Annotated in this window: 18 protein-coding genes; 14 read left to right on the forward strand and 4 right to left on the reverse strand. The window is 62.1% G+C overall.

What is annotated here, in order from left to right:
- The first annotated feature begins 9 nt into the window (after nt 1-9).
- From AAEZ09_RS04760 to AAEZ09_RS04825, 14 genes are all read left to right on the forward strand, one after another.
- A complete protein-coding gene (locus AAEZ09_RS04760; RefSeq protein WP_350598354.1) occupies nt 10-963 on the forward strand; it encodes a peptidylprolyl isomerase in 954 nt (317 codons plus the stop codon).
- A gap of 232 nt (nt 964-1,195) precedes the next feature.
- On the forward strand, nt 1,196-1,714 hold the full coding sequence (locus tag AAEZ09_RS04765; protein ID WP_045058823.1) for a response regulator: 519 nt from the start codon (nt 1,196-1,198) through the stop codon (nt 1,712-1,714).
- A gap of 82 nt (nt 1,715-1,796) precedes the next feature.
- Nucleotides 1,797-3,503, forward strand: a complete 1,707-nt coding sequence (locus AAEZ09_RS04770) for a GspE/PulE family protein (RefSeq protein ID WP_350598355.1) — start codon at nt 1,797-1,799, stop codon at nt 3,501-3,503.
- Nucleotides 3,484-4,287 (forward strand): hypothetical protein, encoded by an 804-nt coding sequence (locus AAEZ09_RS04775; protein WP_225568722.1) that lies wholly within the window; start codon nt 3,484-3,486, stop codon nt 4,285-4,287. The genes AAEZ09_RS04770 and AAEZ09_RS04775 overlap by 20 nt, the downstream gene beginning before the upstream one ends.
- Nucleotide 4,288: 1 nt before the next feature.
- Nucleotides 4,289-4,834: a PilN domain-containing protein gene (locus tag AAEZ09_RS04780; protein WP_350598357.1), complete on the forward strand. Its 546-nt coding sequence runs from the start codon at nt 4,289-4,291 to the stop codon at nt 4,832-4,834.
- Complete coding sequence (locus AAEZ09_RS04785; RefSeq protein ID WP_045058819.1) at nt 4,821-5,369, forward strand: GspMb/PilO family protein; 549 nt, start codon at nt 4,821-4,823, stop codon at nt 5,367-5,369. The genes AAEZ09_RS04780 and AAEZ09_RS04785 overlap by 14 nt, the downstream gene beginning before the upstream one ends.
- The gene (locus AAEZ09_RS04790) at nt 5,369-5,887 is read left to right on the forward strand and encodes a hypothetical protein (RefSeq protein WP_045058818.1); all 519 of its coding nucleotides are present in this window, start codon (nt 5,369-5,371) and stop codon (nt 5,885-5,887) included. The genes AAEZ09_RS04785 and AAEZ09_RS04790 overlap by 1 nt, the downstream gene beginning before the upstream one ends.
- A complete protein-coding gene (locus tag AAEZ09_RS04795) occupies nt 5,884-7,716 on the forward strand; it encodes a type II secretion system protein GspD (protein WP_045058817.1) in 1,833 nt (610 codons plus the stop codon). Before AAEZ09_RS04790 ends, AAEZ09_RS04795 begins: the two co-directional genes overlap by 4 nt.
- 2 nt (nt 7,717-7,718) lie before the next feature.
- A complete protein-coding gene (locus tag AAEZ09_RS04800; RefSeq protein WP_045058816.1) occupies nt 7,719-8,192 on the forward strand; it encodes a type II secretion system protein in 474 nt (157 codons plus the stop codon).
- Between the two features lie 4 nt (nt 8,193-8,196).
- Complete coding sequence (locus AAEZ09_RS04805) at nt 8,197-8,571, forward strand: type II secretion system protein (protein WP_045058815.1); 375 nt, start codon at nt 8,197-8,199, stop codon at nt 8,569-8,571.
- On the forward strand, nt 8,546-9,085 hold the full coding sequence (locus tag AAEZ09_RS04810) for a type II secretion system protein (RefSeq protein WP_045058814.1): 540 nt from the start codon (nt 8,546-8,548) through the stop codon (nt 9,083-9,085). Before AAEZ09_RS04805 ends, AAEZ09_RS04810 begins: the two co-directional genes overlap by 26 nt.
- The gene (gene csgE, locus AAEZ09_RS04815; RefSeq protein WP_350598362.1) at nt 9,082-9,474 is read left to right on the forward strand and encodes a curli production assembly/transport protein CsgE; all 393 of its coding nucleotides are present in this window, start codon (nt 9,082-9,084) and stop codon (nt 9,472-9,474) included. The genes AAEZ09_RS04810 and csgE overlap by 4 nt, the downstream gene beginning before the upstream one ends.
- Nucleotides 9,471-9,905, forward strand: coding sequence for a curli assembly protein CsgF (locus AAEZ09_RS04820; protein ID WP_045058812.1), 435 nt, complete (start codon nt 9,471-9,473; stop codon nt 9,903-9,905). Before csgE ends, AAEZ09_RS04820 begins: the two co-directional genes overlap by 4 nt.
- Nucleotides 9,906-9,932: 27 nt before the next feature.
- A complete protein-coding gene (locus AAEZ09_RS04825) occupies nt 9,933-10,799 on the forward strand; it encodes a CsgG/HfaB family protein (protein WP_045058811.1) in 867 nt (288 codons plus the stop codon).
- 439 nt (nt 10,800-11,238) lie between these two features.
- On the opposite strand, the gene AAEZ09_RS04830 is transcribed toward AAEZ09_RS04825, so the two are convergent.
- From AAEZ09_RS04830 to AAEZ09_RS04845, 4 genes are read right to left on the reverse strand one after another with little or no spacing between them, the layout of a single operon-like run.
- Nucleotides 11,239-12,687 carry a curlin gene (locus tag AAEZ09_RS04830; protein WP_350598364.1) on the reverse strand — a complete coding sequence of 483 codons (1,449 nt, stop codon included), beginning with the start codon at nt 12,685-12,687 and terminating at the stop codon, nt 11,239-11,241.
- A 27-nt stretch (nt 12,688-12,714) separates the two neighbouring features.
- The gene (locus tag AAEZ09_RS04835) at nt 12,715-13,176 is read right to left on the reverse strand and encodes a curlin (protein WP_045058809.1); all 462 of its coding nucleotides are present in this window, start codon (nt 13,174-13,176) and stop codon (nt 12,715-12,717) included.
- A gap of 60 nt (nt 13,177-13,236) precedes the next feature.
- Nucleotides 13,237-15,483, reverse strand: coding sequence for an Ig-like domain-containing protein (locus tag AAEZ09_RS04840; protein WP_350598366.1), 2,247 nt, complete (start codon nt 15,481-15,483; stop codon nt 13,237-13,239).
- A 35-nt stretch (nt 15,484-15,518) separates the two neighbouring features.
- On the reverse strand, nt 15,519-16,865 hold the full coding sequence (locus AAEZ09_RS04845; RefSeq protein WP_205893968.1) for a hypothetical protein: 1,347 nt from the start codon (nt 16,863-16,865) through the stop codon (nt 15,519-15,521).
- Between the last annotated feature and the right edge of the window lie 128 nt (nt 16,866-16,993).

The following is a 16,993-nucleotide window of genomic DNA, read 5'->3' on the forward strand; positions in this document are numbered from 1 at the left end:
AGGTTCATCATGAAACTCAACACCTGGTTGCTCCTGCTGACCCTGTCGGTGCCGGTGAGTTACGCCAGCACCGGCCCGATCGCGGCGAAGGTTAATGGCGAGGAAATATCCGAGTTTCGCCTCGAACGCTATTTCGCCGAGTTCCTAGAGGATCAGGGCCGGGCATTGGGCAGCATCCGCAATCCCAAGGCCTACAAGCAACTGCGGCAAAAGGCCCTGGATGCCCTGATCGACAAGGAACTGCTGTGGCAGGAAGCCGTCAAGCGCGGCGTGGTGATCAGCGACGCACAGGTGCAGGGCCAGGTCGACCAGGCTCGCCAGGCCATCGGCGGCCCCGAGGTGTTCGCCCGGCGCCTGAACGATGCCGGTTTCGATGAAGCGAGCTTCGTCGAGTACACCCGGCGTGACATGGCGGCGCAACAAGTGTTTGCCGAACTGACCACGGTGGCCGGGCCCGACGAGAAAGCGGTGCGGGCCTTTTACGAGGAACACCGCAGCGAAATGGGCCGGCCCGAGGAAGTACAGGCGCGGCATATCCTGGTGAAGGTACCTGAAGGCGCAGATACCGCGACAATTGAAGCAGCGCGTCTACGCTTAGTAGACATGCGGTTGAAAATCGTTAACGGTGCCGAATTTGCCAATATTGCCAAAAGTGCTTCAGAGGATGCTTCCGCCAGCAGCGGCGGGGACCTGGGCTATTTCCCCAAGGGCCGCATGTTCCCTGAATTCGAAGCGACAGCATTTGCCATGGCTCCTGGTGACCTCAGCGAGCCGGTACGCACCCCGGTGGGCTGGCACCTCATTTATTTACAGAACCGCAGCGAGCCCGCCGATGTCTCAGAAGAACAGGGACTGGAAATGGTCAGGGCTTACCTTGCTCGAAAGCAACAGGTTGCCATTCGTGGCGAAGTGCTTGCGAAGTTGCGCTCGAGCAATCGAATTGAACGGATTGACGACGATTGAAGATTGTTCCCCAATAATGGGGAAAAGCTTCAGGGTGAATCCGTGCACTTGCCCCGGCTTTGGGGGGCACTTCGCGGTGGTGTGCTCGGGCGAAAAAGGTTTTTCATGAATATCAACTACATGCAGTGGTGAAAACTTCCGCGCCGAGTCTGGCATGAAGTGTGCGTTAGCCTGATTGAGGCGGCACTCTGCCAGGTTCGAGATTCGGACCTGCGGTTACAAGGAGTCCACCTTGTTAAACAAAGTACTGGTTGTTGAAGACGAACAGCTCCTCGCACATAACCTCCAGGATTACCTGCAGGCGCAAGGGCTGGAAGTCCGGATAGCACACGACGGTGCCAAAGCCATCGGCGAAGCCGCTGATTTTGCCCCCGATGTGATGGTGTTCGATTACCGCTTGCCCGATATGGAAGGTTTTGACGTTCTCGAACAAGTCCGCCAGAACAGGAATTGTCATTGTGTACTGATTACAGGGCACCCAACCGCTGAAGTCTGTGAGCGGGCCCGGCAACTTGGAGTCAGTCACATCCTGTTCAAGCCGTTTCCTTTGGCGGAGCTGGCTCGGGCCGTTTGTGACCTTCTGGGGATGGAGCGCCGAACGAACATTGCTACAGGATTCGTCGAACGACGCCAGAGCAGGACCGAAAGTTTCCCGCTGCAGTTGTACGACGGAAGCTGGGTGCTGGTGGATCGCCGAAGAAACTCGAACTCCATGGCACCAGACGACGAACAATTGCTCACCGGGGAGTAATGACGCGACAAGTCGTTCCGGACCTCCGTAACTGCTCGCCGCGTCGACAGGGCTCAAAGCCCCCGGCGTTGGAGAGCATGCCATGGACCGTCTATCCCTAGCCGTAGAACCGGCGCTGTTGGACACCGTACCGTCGCGTTTTTCCAGTGAACAACTGGCCCAGGCCCGCTCCCGCGCGGCCACTTCCGGCGAACGGGTGCTGGAAGCGCTTGGGGTGTTGTGTGAACTGGCCCCCATGCCGTTTATCGAATGCCTGGGCACCACCCTGCATTACCCGGTGCTCGACACCGACACGCTATTCAAGGCCACCCCGGTATTCGACCGGGTCACCCTGGCCCAATGCCTCAAGCGCGAATTTATCCTGCTGCGTCACGAAGAGACGGTCATTGGCGTGTTCGCCGACCCCTTCGACAGCGCGCGCCTGGCCTGGATCGACGACTGCCTGCACGGCGCGCCGCTCTATCTGGTGCACGCCGACGACCTCAAGGCCTACCTGGCCCGCCACGAGGAAAGCTTCCATGCGGTTGAATCGCTCAATGCCCAGGCCGACTCAGGGGTGGAAATCGACAAGCTGCAGAGCCTGTCCCTGACCAGCATCAGCGAGGACGCCAGCGTCGTGGTCAAGCTGGTCAACTCTACCCTTTACGACGCGCTGAAGATGCACGCCAGCGACATCCACCTGGGCACCACCGGCAGCGGCCTGGTGATCAAGTACCGCATCGACGGCGTGCTCAACAACATCAGCAAGATCCAGGGCACTGAGTTCGCCGAGCAGGTGCTCTCGCGGGTCAAGGTTATGGCTGAACTGGACATCGGCGAAAAACGCGTGCCCCAGGATGGCCGTTTCAAAATCGGTATCAGCGGGCGGCAGATCGACTTCCGGGTGTCGATCATGCCCAGCATTTTTGGCGAGGACGCGGTGCTGCGGGTACTGGACAAACAGGACCTGGCCGACAAGGTCAGTGGCGTGCAGTTGCAGGCCCTGGGCTTTGAAGACGAAACCCTGCGCCAACTGCGCCGCCTGGCGGCCGAACCCTACGGCATGGTGCTGGTGACCGGCCCCACCGGCAGCGGCAAGACCACCACGCTCTACGCCATGATCACCGAGATCAACCACGGCGTGGACAAGATCATCACCATCGAAGACCCGGTGGAGTATCAACTGCCGGGGGTGCTGCAGATTCCTGTGAACGAGAAGAAGGGCCTGACCTTCGCCCGGGGGCTGCGCTCGATCCTGCGCCACGACCCGGACAAGATCATGGTCGGCGAAATCCGTGACCCGGACACTGCGCAGATCGCCGTGCAATCGGCACTCACCGGGCACCTGGTGTTCACCACCATCCACGCCAACAACGTATTCGACGTGATAGGCCGTTTCACCCAGATGGAAATCGACCCCTATAGCCTGGTTTCGGCGCTCAACGCGGTGCTGGCCCAACGGCTGATCCGCCTGGTCTGCGCCAGCTGCAGCGCGCCACATTTTCCCACTGACGACGAGCTGCACCTCTCGGGTCTCGACCCGCAGCAGGTGACCGATTTCCACTTCGTGCACGGCAAGGGCTGCGGCCACTGCCGGGGCACCGGGTATCGCGGGCGTACCGCGATCGCCGAGCTGCTGCACCTGGACGACGAACTGCGGCAGATGATCGTCGAGCGCCAGCCGATTTCGAAAATCAAGGCCCATGCCTGCAAACGTGGCTTGCGCCTGCTGCGCGAGTCGGCCCTGGAACTGGTGCAGGAAGGGCGGACCACGCTCGAGGAGATCAATCGTGTCACTTTTGTCTCGTGATCGTTTTGTCGCCGTACTCGGCGCCAGTGGCGTTGGCCTGGGCCGGCGCCAGGGCAGCGACACCCTGTGGCTTGGCAGCGTCGGTTTCATCGACGAAGGCTTCCATGCCTGGGCCGTCGCTCTGGAAACCCTGGACCGCCTGCTGGGCGAACATGCCGCTGCCGGTGCGCAGTTGAGCGTGGTCGTGTCGGGGCACTTCAGCCGCTTCTGCCTGGTGCCGTGGAGCGATCAGATCAACAGCCCCGAGGAACTGCGTGGCTTCGCCCAACTGTGCTTCGAAGACCTTTACGGTGTGCCGACGCAGCCCTGGAACCTGGTGTTGTCGGCCGAGCCTGCGGGTTACGACCGCATCGCTGCCGCGCTGCCGCAGGATCTGCTTGAGCGCCTGCGGACGCTGGCCAGCGCCCGGGGCCTGAAGCTGCGCTCGGTGCAGCCCTACCTGATGGCCGCTTTTAATCACTTCGATTCGAGCTTTGACGCCGGCGATTTTCTCTTCGTGGTCGCCGAGCCGGTGCGCAGCGTGTTGCTGGTGGCGCGGGAAGGGCGTTGGGCGTCGGTGCGTTCGGTGGGCAGCAGTGACAGCGATGCCGCACTGGCGGCGCTGATCGGTCGTGAAAGCCAGCTGCAAGCCTCCACCAGCGACCGCCCGCTGAATGTTTACCTGCATGCGCCGGCACGCATCGATTCGCACCCCGAGGTGCCGGGTGTTCACCTGCGCACCCTTGAAGAGGACCGGACAGCCGTACGCGACAGCCTGTACGTCATGTCCCGGGCGGTGGCCTGACATGCGCGCCCTGATGCTCGACTTCCAGCCACGTCGCCGTTGCGGTCCCTTGGGCTGGAGCCTGCTGGCCGCCGGCGTGGTACTGGCGCTGACTTGCGTGGCGCTCGGCCAGCACGTCAGCGACCAATCCAGCCAGCAGCAAGGTCATCTGCAAACGGCCCAGCGAGTACTGACCGGCGACACGGGTACCAAGCTCAGCCTGACCCCGGCGCAGATCCGCGAACAGGCGCAAAACCTGGCCGAAATGCGCAAGGTCTCGCAGCAATTGCGCCGCCCCTGGGAACACCTGTTCGCCACCCTGGAAAGCATGCCCCGGGACAACATTGCCCTGCTGACCCTGACCCCCGACGCTCGCAAGGGCCAGGTACGCATCACTGCTGAAGCGCGGGACCTGGAAGCGATGCTCGATTTCCACCGGCGCCTCGAAGCCAGCGACGAGCTGTCCGATGTGTCGCTGCTGAGCCACGAAATCGTCGCCAACGTGCCGGAGCATCCGGTGCAATTCAACCTGTCGGCTACCTGGGAGATCGGCGATGCAAATCCCTAGATTGATCGTCCACGAATACCTGCAAGGCCTCGGTGTGCCCGGGCTTGCCGGGATTGCCCTGGTGCTGCTGGCGCTGGTGTATGGCCTGGCAGGTTTGCTGCCGGACTGGCAGTCGCTGCAACAGCTCAGCCAGCAGACCCGGGAAGCCGGCGAATACCTGGCCAAGGTTGAAGAGGGCAGCGTGGCTGCGCCAGTGGTGCCGCAGCGCCAGCTCGATGACTTCCGCAGCAAGCTGCCGTCACAGCCCCAGGCAACGGTTGCCATCGACAAGATCTACGCCCTGGCCGCCCAGGAACGTATCACCCTGGCCCGCGGTGAATACTCCCTGGGCATCGATCCCAAGACCCACCTGGCGCGTTATCAGATCCTCCTGCCGGTGCGCGGCAGCTATCCGCAACTGCGGCGCTTCCTGCACGCCTTGCTCGGCCAGCTGCCGGCCGTGGTGGTAGAGGACGTGGAGTTCCAGCGCAAGAAGATCGCCGACACCGACCTCACCGGGCGGATCCGCATGACCCTTTACCTGTCGAGGTCGTGATGAAAAGCCAACGCGTAGTGGGCTGGCTGGCATTCCTCGGGGTTGCCGCAGCGCTCACCTGGGGGAGCGAGTTCTTCCAGTCGACTGAGGAGGGCGACGACACCGTCGCTGTTGTAGGCAGCCCGGCCAAAGCCAGGGTTAGCGGCGCCTTGCCGGCTGCACCCGCGGCTGGCAAACCCGTGCAGATCAAGGACCTGAGCCCGGCCGGCGACCTGTTCGCCGCCCGCAGCTGGAAAGCGGCGCCGACCCTCGCCGTCGTCACCGAACAACCCGTCAACGTCACCCCGGTGGTGCAAGCCCCTAGCGCACCGCCCATGCCTTTCCAGTTCGTTGGCAGGCTGGATGACCGTACCGATCTGCAGGTATTTCTGCAGAACGGCGAAAAAATATACGTCGTGCGCAAAGGGGACGTGATCGACGAAACGTGGCGGATCGAGGGCATTTCCGATGTGGAACTGAGCTTCGTTTACCTGCCTTTGCATTTGTCTCAGACGCTGTCTGTGGGGAGCACGCAATGAACCGATCCCGTTTGCTGATAAGCCTTGTCTGCCTGTGTGCAGGATTGGCCGCGTGCAGTTCCGCGCAGGTAGCCAAGCAGGAGGCATCCGACCTGATTGAGTCGGGACAGTACGAAGCCGGCCTGGCCCGAATCGAGGAAGGCCTGCGCGAAAATCCTCGTGATACCGAGCTGCACCTGGCCTTGAACAGCAGCCGCGCCCGGGCGGTGACGGCGCTGCTGACCCAGGCCGACATGGACCGCGCCCAGCGTGATTTTGCCTCCGCCCGCATGGGCTATGGCCGGGTACTGACCATCGAACCGAACAACCGGCGCGCCCAGGAATCCCTGAGCCAGCTTGAACACATGCGCAGCCAGGATGAAAAACTCGAGCTGGCCCGGGGCGACCTGCGCCGTGGCGACATCTACGCCGCCGACCGCCAGGTCAAGCAGATCCTCGAGCTGGACCCGAAAAACGAAGGCGCCCTGGAGCTGCAAAGCAGCATTCGCCTGGTGCAGAGCCGCAACGTCGTGCAGTACCCGCAGTTGCGTACTCGCCTCGATCGGCCGGTGACCCTTGAGTTTCGCGATGCCAACCTCAAGACCATTTTCGAAGTGCTGTCCCAGGTCGCCGGGCTGAATTTCATCTTCGACAAGGACCTGCGCCCGGACATGAAAGCCACCATCTTCGTGCGTGACGTGCGCATCGAAGACGCCGTGGCACTGCTGCTGCAACAGAACCAGCTGCACCAGAAAGTGGTGAACGAAAACACCCTGCTGATCTACCCCGACTCGCCGCAGAAGCTCAAGGACTATCAAGAGCTGGTGATGCGCACTTTCTACCTGACCAGCATCGATGCCAACACCGCGCTGAACATGATCAAGACCATGCTCAAGACCCGCGACGTGTTCGTCGACGAACGCCTCAACACCCTGACCATGCGCGACAGCGAAGACGCGATTCGCATGGCGGAAAAACTCCTGCAATCGCAAGACCAATCCAACCCCGAAGTGGTGCTGGAAGTGGAAGTCATGGAGGTCGCTCGCCAGCGCATCCTCGATCTCGGCTTGCAGTGGCCCAATACCTTTGGCGTGCTCACCAGTGACGGCCAGGCGGTGTCGGTGCTCGACCAGCTCAGAGGCATCAACTCCAGCCGGATCTCGATTTCGCCTTCGCCCCAAGCCAAGATCAACGCCCAAGACAAGGATATCAATACCCTGGCCAGCCCGGTGATTCGGGTCAGCAACCGCGAGCAGGCACGCATCCACATTGGCCAGCGCGTGCCGATCATCAGCGCCACTTCGGTGCCTTCGACCCAGGGCCCGGTGATCACCGAAAGCGTGACCTACCTGGATGTCGGTCTCAAGCTCGAAGTGCAGCCCATCGTGCACCTGAACAACGAAGTGGCGATCAAGATCGCCCTGGAGGTCAGCAACGCGACCCCGCTGGAACCGACCCGCCAGGGCACCATCCCGGTTCAGGTTGACACCCGTAATGCCCAGACCACCTTGCGCCTGCACGACGGCGAAACGCAGATCCTCGCCGGGCTGGTGCGCAATGACCATGGCAGCAACGGCAACAAAATCCCCGGCCTTGGCGATATTCCAGGCCTGGGCCGCCTGTTCGGCAGCAACCGCGACGACGTCAGCAAATCGGAGCTGGTGCTGTCCATCACCCCGCGCATCGTGCGCAACCTGCCATATCAGAGCCCCTCGGACATGGAGTTCCCTACCGGCACCGAAACCAGCATGCACATCCAGGCCCCGGACCGCTCGATGGACACCGCGATCCGCACCGAAACCATGGGCACGCCGGTGGTCGCCACCCGTGTCGTCGTCGAGAAGCCTTGATCATGAACGCCTCGCAACGCGGTTTTACCCTGATCGAAGTCGTGGTGACGCTGGCCCTGATCGGCCTGCTGGCCGGCATGGCCGCGCCGCTGACCGAGACCGTGGTGCGCCGGGGCAAAGAGCAGGACCTGCGCACCGCGCTGTACCAGATTCGCGATGCCATCGATGCCTACAAGCGCGCATTCGATGCCGGCTACATCGAGAAGTCGCTGAACAGCAGCGGCTACCCACCGAACCTGCAAGTGCTGGTGGAAGGCGTGCGCGATGTGCGCAGTGCCAAGGGTGCCAAGTTCTACTTTTTACGGCGCATTCCTCACGACCCTTTGGCGTCGGTCAAGCGTGACGACGAGGGCGGTTGGGGTTTGCGCGCCTATGACAGTTCGGCCCAGAACCCGCGTGAGGGGGAGGACGTCTTTGACGTCTATTCCCAGGCTCGCGGCAAGGGACTCAACGGCGTCGCCTATAGGGAGTGGTGAAATCATGCGTCGGCAAAAGGGATTTACCCTGCTGGAATTGATGGTGGTCATGGCAATCATCGCAACCCTGATGACCATTGCCTTGCCCCGTTATTTCAACAGCCTGGAAACATCGAAAGAGACCACCCTGCGCCAGAGCCTGTCGGCGATGCGTGAGGCACTGGACCACTATTACGGTGATACCGGGCGTTATCCCGACTCCATCGAGCAACTGGTCGAGCAGCGTTACCTGCGTAACCCACCGATGGACCCGATCGTCGAGCGCAAGGATGCCTGGGTCATGGTCGCGCCGCCGGAGGGTGTGGCGGGCGGTGTTGCCGACATCAAGAGTGGAGCCACAGGGAGGGCACGTGATGGCAGCCTTTATTCCGAGTGGTAGGCCGTCCGCAGAGGGCGGTTTCACCTACCTGGGCGTGTTGTTCCTGATCATGGTCATGGGCATGGGCCTGGCCAGCGCCGGCGAGCTGTGGTCGACCGCATCGCGACGTGACCGCGAGAAACAGCTGCTGTGGGTCGGCACCCAATATGCACAGGCGCTGCGCAGCTATTACCGCAGTTCGCCGGGCCTGGCGCAGTACCCCAAGGAGCTCGAGGACCTGTTGGACGACCAGCGTTTTCCAACGCCCAGGCACCATATCCGCCAGCTCTATCCAGACCCGATCGGCGGCGGTGAGTGGAGCCTGCAACGGGGCTTCGATGGACGCATCACCGGCCTCAACAGCCCGTCTACCGACAAGCCGCTCAAACAGGTCGATTTCCCCAGCCAGTGGTCCGACTTCACCGGCATGGCCAGTTACAAGGACTGGCAGTTTGTCGCCGAGAAAGCCTTCCTCGATGGCGCGTCGGGTCCGGCTAAAGGTCAGTCCAGCGCACCCGGGGCGTTGCAGCCATGAACCGCCAATGGCTGGCCGCCTTGGCCCTGGTGCTGGTGCTGCCGTTCGCCTCGGCAGGGGAAGAGGACGAAATGATGGGCTTCATCGTCGATGACACGATCTCGCACATCGGCCACGAATTCTACTACTCGTTCAGTGAACGCCTGCGAGCCACCAGCCCGATGGATTTCAACCTGGTGGTACGCGAACGACCTTCGGCACGCTGGGGCAGCCTGGTGACCGTGGAATACCAACAGAGACTGGTTTACCGGCGCTTTCTACCGCCGAACACCGTGGAGCTCAAGGACGAGGCTTATGACGCCGCCGACTGGGTTCGCGGACAGATTGTCCAGCGCAAGCTGGAAGCCTTGTTGCAAGACACCACGGACCTTGAGAGGGACGAATTATGAAGACGACATTGTTTTCGCAGCGCAGCGGCCTCGCGTGGGCAGGCATGTGGCTGCTCGGGATTACCAGTTGCGGTGTGGTCCAGGCCACTGAACTGGTGTACACGCCGGTCAACCCCTCGTTCGGCGGCAACCCGCTGAACGGCACCTGGCTACTTAACAACGCCCAGGCGCAGAACGACTACGACGACCCGGACCTCAAGGATCGCACCGCGATCGCCGGCACCTCGGCCCTCGAGCGCTTCAGCAGCCAGTTGCAATCGCGCCTGCTGGGGCAGTTGCTGGACAACATCTCCACCGGCAACGCGGGGAGCCTGTCCACCGACGCTTTTATCGTCAACGTCATCGACGACTCGGGCGCACTGACCATTGAAGTGACGGACCGAGCGACCGGCGAAATTTCGGAAATCCTGGTGAACGGCCTGGCTCCTTGAGCCAAGGACTGATGGGGAGTAACGGACATGAAAAAAATAATTGTGCTAGGGATGCTGTTGGCGGCCTTGCAGGGTTGCAGCCTGCGCGAACCGATGCCGGCCGAGCAGGACAGCGAAACCCCGACCCTGACACCCAGGGCGTCAACCTACTACGACTTAATGAAGCTGCCGCGTCCCAAGGGCCGCTTGATGGCCGTAGTCTACGGTTTTCGCGACCAGACCGGGCAGTACAAACCCACCCCGGCCAGCTCCTTTTCCACCAGCGTGACCCAGGGTGCGGCGAGCATGCTGATGGACGCCATGCAATCCAGCGGCTGGTTCGTGGTGCTGGAGCGTGAAGGGCTGCAGAACCTGCTGACCGAACGCAAGATCATTCGCGCTTCGCAAAAGAAACCGAACACGCCGATGAACATCCAGGCGGAACTGCCGCCGTTGCAGGCGGCGAACATGATGCTCGAAGGCGGCATCATCGCCTATGACACCAATGTGCGCAGCGGCGGGGAAGGGGCCCGTTACCTGGGCATCGACATCTCCCGCGAGTATCGGGTCGACCAGGTCACCGTCAACCTGCGGGCGGTGGACGTGCGCAGCGGCCAGGTCCTGGCCAACGTGATGACCAGCAAGACCATCTACTCCGTGGCCCGCAGTGCGGGAGTGTTCAAGTTCATCGAGTTCAAGAAACTGCTCGAGGCCGAAGTGGGCTACACCACCAACGAGCCGGCGCAGTTGTGCGTGTTGTCGGCCATCGAATCGGCGGTCGGCCACCTGTTGTCCCAGGGCATTGAACGCAAAATGTGGCAGGTCGCCGGCGACAACTCGGCACCGCCACAGAACGAAACCATGGAACGCTACCTGTCGCAGAACCGCGTAGTACCGGAAGGCGAGGAAGAATAACCGAAGCAGCCCCAGTCTTCCCTGACCCCACAGTCACAGTACTGTGGGAGCAAGCCTTACCCGCGATGACAGAGTGTCAGCCAACACATCTTTCAACTCAAAGACCATCGCGGGCAAGCCTTGCTCCCGCGCGAATTTGCAGTGCACACGCGACTCCTACGCGACCAAACTGTAGGAGCTGCCAAGTGAAACGAGGCTGCGATCTTTTGATCTTGGTGGTGGCTCAACCAGATCAAAAGATCGCAGCCTCGTTTCACTCGTCAGCTCCTACGGTCAGCTCCTACAGTCAGTGCTTACATTCAGCTCCTACATTGAGCTCCTGGAGAATGGTCTGCCCTCCAAAAGTCATGATTGATGTTCGACATTTTGGGGCAGACCAGAACCGCGCAAGCAAAAAAACCGCGACCTTCAGGCCGCGGTTTTGGTACCCCCCTATCAGTTATTGCTGCAATACAGTCGCCTGGTTAGCCCCCCCAAACTGCTGCACCGTCGCCATCTGCGACACGCCGCTCTGATCAACATTGGCAATGTTCCCGGTTCCGCCCTGGGTCACATATGCCACGTTCATGCTGTCTGCCTGTTTGACGGTGATCTGGTTGTCACTGCCATACATCTGCGTGGTGAATGCCTGGTTGCCGCTGCCCGACTGGTCGAACTCGCTGCTGTTGCCGGTGCCGGTGGAGGAACCCTGGATCAGGTTGGTGGTGCCGCGCTGGTCGGCGATGAGGATGTTGTCGGTGCCGTTCTGGTCGAAGTACAGCTCGTTGTAGGACTCGGCCTGGCTGACCGTGGTCTTGTTGCCCAGGCCGCTCTGGTTGGTGGTCATGATGTGACCGGCGCCGGTCTGGGTGAAGTTGGCGATGTTGGCATTGCCGGTCTGGTTGACGGTGGCGCGCTGGTTGGTGCCGAACTGGCCACCGGATTGTGGGCCTTTCCAGTTGCTGGCGTAGACCTTGTTCTCGTTACCTACGGAGCTGGCATTGAGTACGTGGCTGTCGCCGCTCTGGTAGGTGAAGTGGATGTTGTTGCTGCCTTGTTGGTACAACGCCAGGGTCGAGCCGATGGATTCGAACTGGTCGGCGTAGAGGGCGTTGAGGTCGCCGACTTGCACGACCTGGGCGTAGTTGTTTTGCCCAAAGCTCTGGTCGACGATGGCTTCGTTGGCCTGCCCGTATTGATCGACGATAACCTGGCTGGCGGCTTGACCGAACTGCCAGACTTCACTGCCGTTCATGTCGCCGAACTGGCTGATGGTCACGGTGCCGCCAACGCCGCTGCGCTGATCGCCGTAGGCATAGTTGTCGCCGCCATTCTGGTTGATCGCAATTTGGCCTCCCGAGTGACCGACCTGTTCGGCGGTCCCATAGTTGGCGGTGCCGTACTGCACCACGGTGGCGACATTCGCATCGCCCACTTCCATCTGTTCGATGTAAGCCACGTTGCTGTCACCGTTTTGAAAGGTCTGGCCCGAGGCGCCTTGCTGGCTGTCCTGGTAAATGAACGAAAAGTTGCCGTTACCCTGTTGCTGTTGCAGCGCTTCGTTGCCGGTCAAGCCAACAGACTGGCTTGCATGGGTGTTGTTGAACGTACCCACCTGCCGTTGCACGATGGTGCTGCCGTCCTCGAACAGTTGCTCGGCATAGCCGGCGTTGTAATCACCGACCTGATTCTGGTCGATGCTACTGCTTGCAGTGTCCTGCACCGCCATCGCGTCGTTACCCTGCCCGAACTGCTGCTCGGTTGCGGTGCTGAACGGGGCCTGGGTCTGCTTCACATTGGCGATGTTGGCATCACCGAATTGTCTCTGGGTCGAGACACTGTCGTCGGCCATGGCCTGGGCACTGACAATGACCAGGATGGCGGCGGTGAGGGGCGTCAGTTTGAACATGATGAAACCTCCGGGTAGTGCAGTGCTTTAGCGATATTGTTTGACCGAAACGCTCATGCCATTACCCGACTGGGTGACGGCGCTGGAAAGCCCCGTGCCGGCCTGGTCGATGGTGGCGTCGTTGTTGTTGCCGTTCTGGGAGATCTGCGCGCGGTTGTGGCTGCCGGTCTGGGTGATGCCGGCGTTATTGCCCGAACCTTGCTGGGTGATCAGGGCCATCAGGTCGTTACCTTGCTGAAGAATGAACGCCTCCTGATTACTGCCCGACTGGACGATGCTGCCGAGCAGCGACTGGCCGTTCTGTTGCAGCAGCGCAACGTTGGCCTGGCCGTTCTGGTCGATCAGCGCCTGCTGGCCAACCGGCGGTGGCAGCTCGCCGAGGTCGGTGGCGGGGGCCAGGTCGTCGTTGTCCATCAGGTCGTCTGCGCGCGCACCAGCGCCACTGCAGAGCAGAAGCAGGCAGAGCAGGGTGGCGGTCGACGTTTTCATGGAGTTGTCCTGTGAGAAGAGGCTCGCCCCGTCAACTCGAGGAGTTGACGGGGCGAGGGCTCAGTTCGCCGTCACCGACACCGTACGCACGGTGCCCTGGGACGAGGTGATGGTGGCTGTCGGGTTCGCCGACGGGATCACCGTGGTGCTGTTGCTGACCGTCAACCGCCAGCGACCGGTCACCGGCACCGTGGTGGTACCCAGGGTCACCAGCCCCGTCGGGGTGCTGACCTGGACGGTGATGGTGTTGCCGGTGATCACCGAGCTGGTGCCGGCAAAGTCCCAGGTGAAGCGGTTGTTGGAGCGTGCCGACACCGTGGCCGTGGTCACTGTGAAGTTCTCCGCCGCAGGCCGTGGCGAGACTTGCACGGTGACCGTCGCCGGGGCCGCTGAGACAGCACCGAAGCTATCCCGGACGGTGTAGGTGAAGGTCGTGGTGAAAGCCGTGGTCACGGTGGCCGGTGGGGTGTAGGTCAGTACCGTGCCGTTACTGGTGACACTGCCGCGAGTTGCTGGTGGTTGGGTGAAGCCGGCGACTGCCAGGGGCAGGTTGCCTTCCGGATCGGTATCGTTGGCCAGCACGTTGATCGGCACTGCCACGCCCAGGGTGGCGATGGCGTCGTTCACCGCCACCGGTGCCTGGTTAGGCGCAACGGTGATGGTCACGGTCGCCGGAGCGGTCGAGGCCAGGCCTTTGATGTCTTGGGCCTTGTAGGTGAAGGTGGTGGTCAGCGGGGCATTGACCACCGCAGGGGGGGTGTAGACCACTGCAGTTGCGCCGCTCAATGCCACGGTGCCCTGGCCCGCAGCCGGTTGGGTCAACGCTGTGATGCTCAGCGGCACGTTGCCGTCGGGGTCACTGTCGTTGGTCAGCAGGTTGAGGGTGATGGGTACGCCGAAGCTGGTGCTGCCACTGTCGGCGACGGCCAGCGGAGGCTGGTTTTCGCCGGCGTTCGGCGCGCTGCCGACCACCACGACTGGCTCGGTGTCACTGCCGCCGGCCGCGGATTTTACCGTCACCGTGGCGGGCGGCTGAGTCAGGTCGGCAATGGTGATTTTCTGCAGGGTGCCTGATTTCGACAGGCGTCCGTAGCCTTGCGCGACCATGTCCGGAATGGCCACTTCATCGGTGGAGGTGGCCTCGATCAGCAGGCTGTGGTTAGACCAGTTGTAGCGTGCGGTCTGGATTTTCACCACGTCGGTGAGCTTGCTCGATACGGCTGTCGGCCGGGTAGTGCCTGCCGGGTTGGAGGCGGTGACCACTATGACCGGAGGCACCGGCCCAATGGCCTGGCGTTGACCGAAGAATAGCCCGGTGTTGTCCCCAAGCAGGCTGGTCTGGCAGGGCGACAGCGGTGGTCCAGGAACCAGCGCCACGCTTTCTCGGAAGCACAGGGACGAACCGTTGCCGGCCTTGGCGAACACTTCGACGCGCACGTTGCTGCTGCCACCTGAGGTGGTGCGCCGGTAAGTCGCGCGGTCCAACTCGACCGGAGTTTGCGCACGAGCGTCAAGTACCTTGCCTGCCACGGTGAAGAGGTTGGTCTGGATGGTGCCCGCAGGCCCCGTGACCCGCAGGAAGTTGGTGTCGTTCGGGCTGCCGGTGACTTGCTCGGTTAGGTTCGGGTCGCCGACGAAGGTTTCCACGCCACCAGTGTCCGGGTTCACCTCGGTATAGGGGCCGTTGATGCTGCGCAGGAATGGGCCGATGGCGCCATTCACCGCACCGGTGAAATTGCCCGGTGCGCCGATGCCGATGTCGCGGGTGATGTTGATCGCACGACGGCCAGGCGCCGTCACGTTGACCGTTTCCACACCGTAAGGGTGGGTGATGGTGTAGACACCCGCCGTGGGAATGTTCACCCGGATGCGAATCCGCGCAAAGCTTTGCTGGTCGCCATCGATGGGGTTCTCTGAAGCGAATGCCGCTTCGATCCCGGCCACGTAGGCGTCTACGCCATAGCCGGCGCCGTTATCGGGGATTGCGGTTTCGGCGAGAAACCAGAAGGCTTCCGGTGGCCAGTTGTCCGGGAACACCATGGGTTGGGTGTCATCGTAAATACCCGGTTCCGGCAGCAGGGTGCACATGTAGGCCGGCGGTACCGAGGCCGGCACTCGCGAGCTGGCGGCCCGGGACTGGCACAGTTCCATCGAGAGTTGATTGTTGTCCTGGTACCACATGGGGAATTTCCCCGTGGCAAAGGTATAAGGGCCCGGGTCGACGGCGGCGAGTTGCGCGAACGCGCTGCCGGACAGCGATAGAGTCAGTCCCAGGGCGTTGAGCGCCAGGCGTGGCCAATTGTTCATGATGCCTCCTGATGAGGATCTGGGCATGTGAGCGTTCATTGCACGATGACCACTTCTTCGGTGTCGCTGCCGCCATTGGATGACGTCACACGAACCCGGGACGGTGGAATCGGCGAGATACCGGTGGCCAGGGTTTTCACCGCGCCTTCGCCGCTGAGGGCGCCGATAGCGGCACCACTGCCTGACGTTGCCGTGAGCACTGGCGGCGAGGTTTCATCGCTGGTGGAGGCTACGAGGGTCAGTTGCCCGGAACTCAGGCTGTACTCGGCCCGCTGGATCACCACGAGGTCGGTCAGAGCCATGGGCAGGGTGGTCGGCGTGCTGCTGGGAATGGCCAGGTGGTTGTCGGCGGTCACTTGCAAGGTGGTCGGCAAGGTCGGGTTGGCCGACGACTGCGCGTACCAGTTGCCGGTGGTATCGGCTTCACTCAGGTTCAGGACCGGGGTGCTGCTGGAGAGGGTCACGCTCGCCGGTGGCGGTGGCGCCATTACGAACACGTCCTGCTGGGCCACCGGCGCGCTTTCACCGGCGGTGCGTGAGTAGGTACTCCGCTGGGCGATCATGGGCGTTGGGCGAACCACGGTCGACAGTTTGCCCGAGATCGAAAACAGCGTTGTACGAAGGTCCAGGCCGTTAGGGCCTTCGATGCGCACGAAGTTGGTGTTGAACGGGCTGCCGGTTACGGCTTCGGTAAGGTTGGGGTCGCCGACGAACTGTTCGGCGCTGCCGGTCAGCGGGTTGGTCTCGGAGTAGGGGCCGTTGACGCTGCGCAGGAAAGGCCCGACATCGCCCTTGAGGGCGCCGTCATAGGTTTTTGGCGAGCCGATGCCGATGTCCCGGGTCATGTTGATCGCACGCCGCCCGGGGGTGTCGATGTTGAACACATCGACGCCATAGGGGTGGGTGATCACGTAGGTGCCGGCGAGGGGCACGTCGACGCGAATCCGCACCCGGGCAAAGCTGACCTGGTCGCCTTCCATCGGGTCTCCGGCAGCGAAGGCCGCTTCAATGGCCGTGCCAAATGACAGGTTAATCCCCCGTGCGGCGTCGACGATTGCCGTGTCGGCTGTAAACCAGAAGGCTTCGTCCGGGAAGTTGCTGGGGAAGACGATGGGCTGCGCATCGTCAAACACACCGGGGGTGGGCAGCAGGCTGCACATGTAGGTCGGCGCGCCCGGCGCGCCGGGAACCCGCGAACTTACCGCCTTGGACAGGCACAGGTCGAGGGTTCTACCGTGCGTGTCCTGATACCAGGCGGCGAAGCCACCGTTGCCAGGTAGATAGGGTCCGGGATCGACTGCAAACAGCGCCGCCTGGGCGACGCCTTGAGCCAGAGCACTGACGACCAGGGCGGCCGCAGTTTTGGACAGTAAAGGGTGCATGAGTATTCCCTCTATTGGAGACCTGTCCCCTGGGGATGGGTCAGTTGAGAGGGGTTTCGGCAACTTCCGTACCAGAAAGCGAAAATGCCCCGCATAGGCCCGGCGCACGGGCGTGCAGGTGAGAGAGG

Origin of the sequence: Pseudomonas sp. 65/3-MNA-CIBAN-0223 (assembly GCF_040310425.1) — a bacterium.
Lineage (GTDB): Bacteria > Pseudomonadota > Gammaproteobacteria > Pseudomonadales > Pseudomonadaceae > Aquipseudomonas > Aquipseudomonas gregormendelii.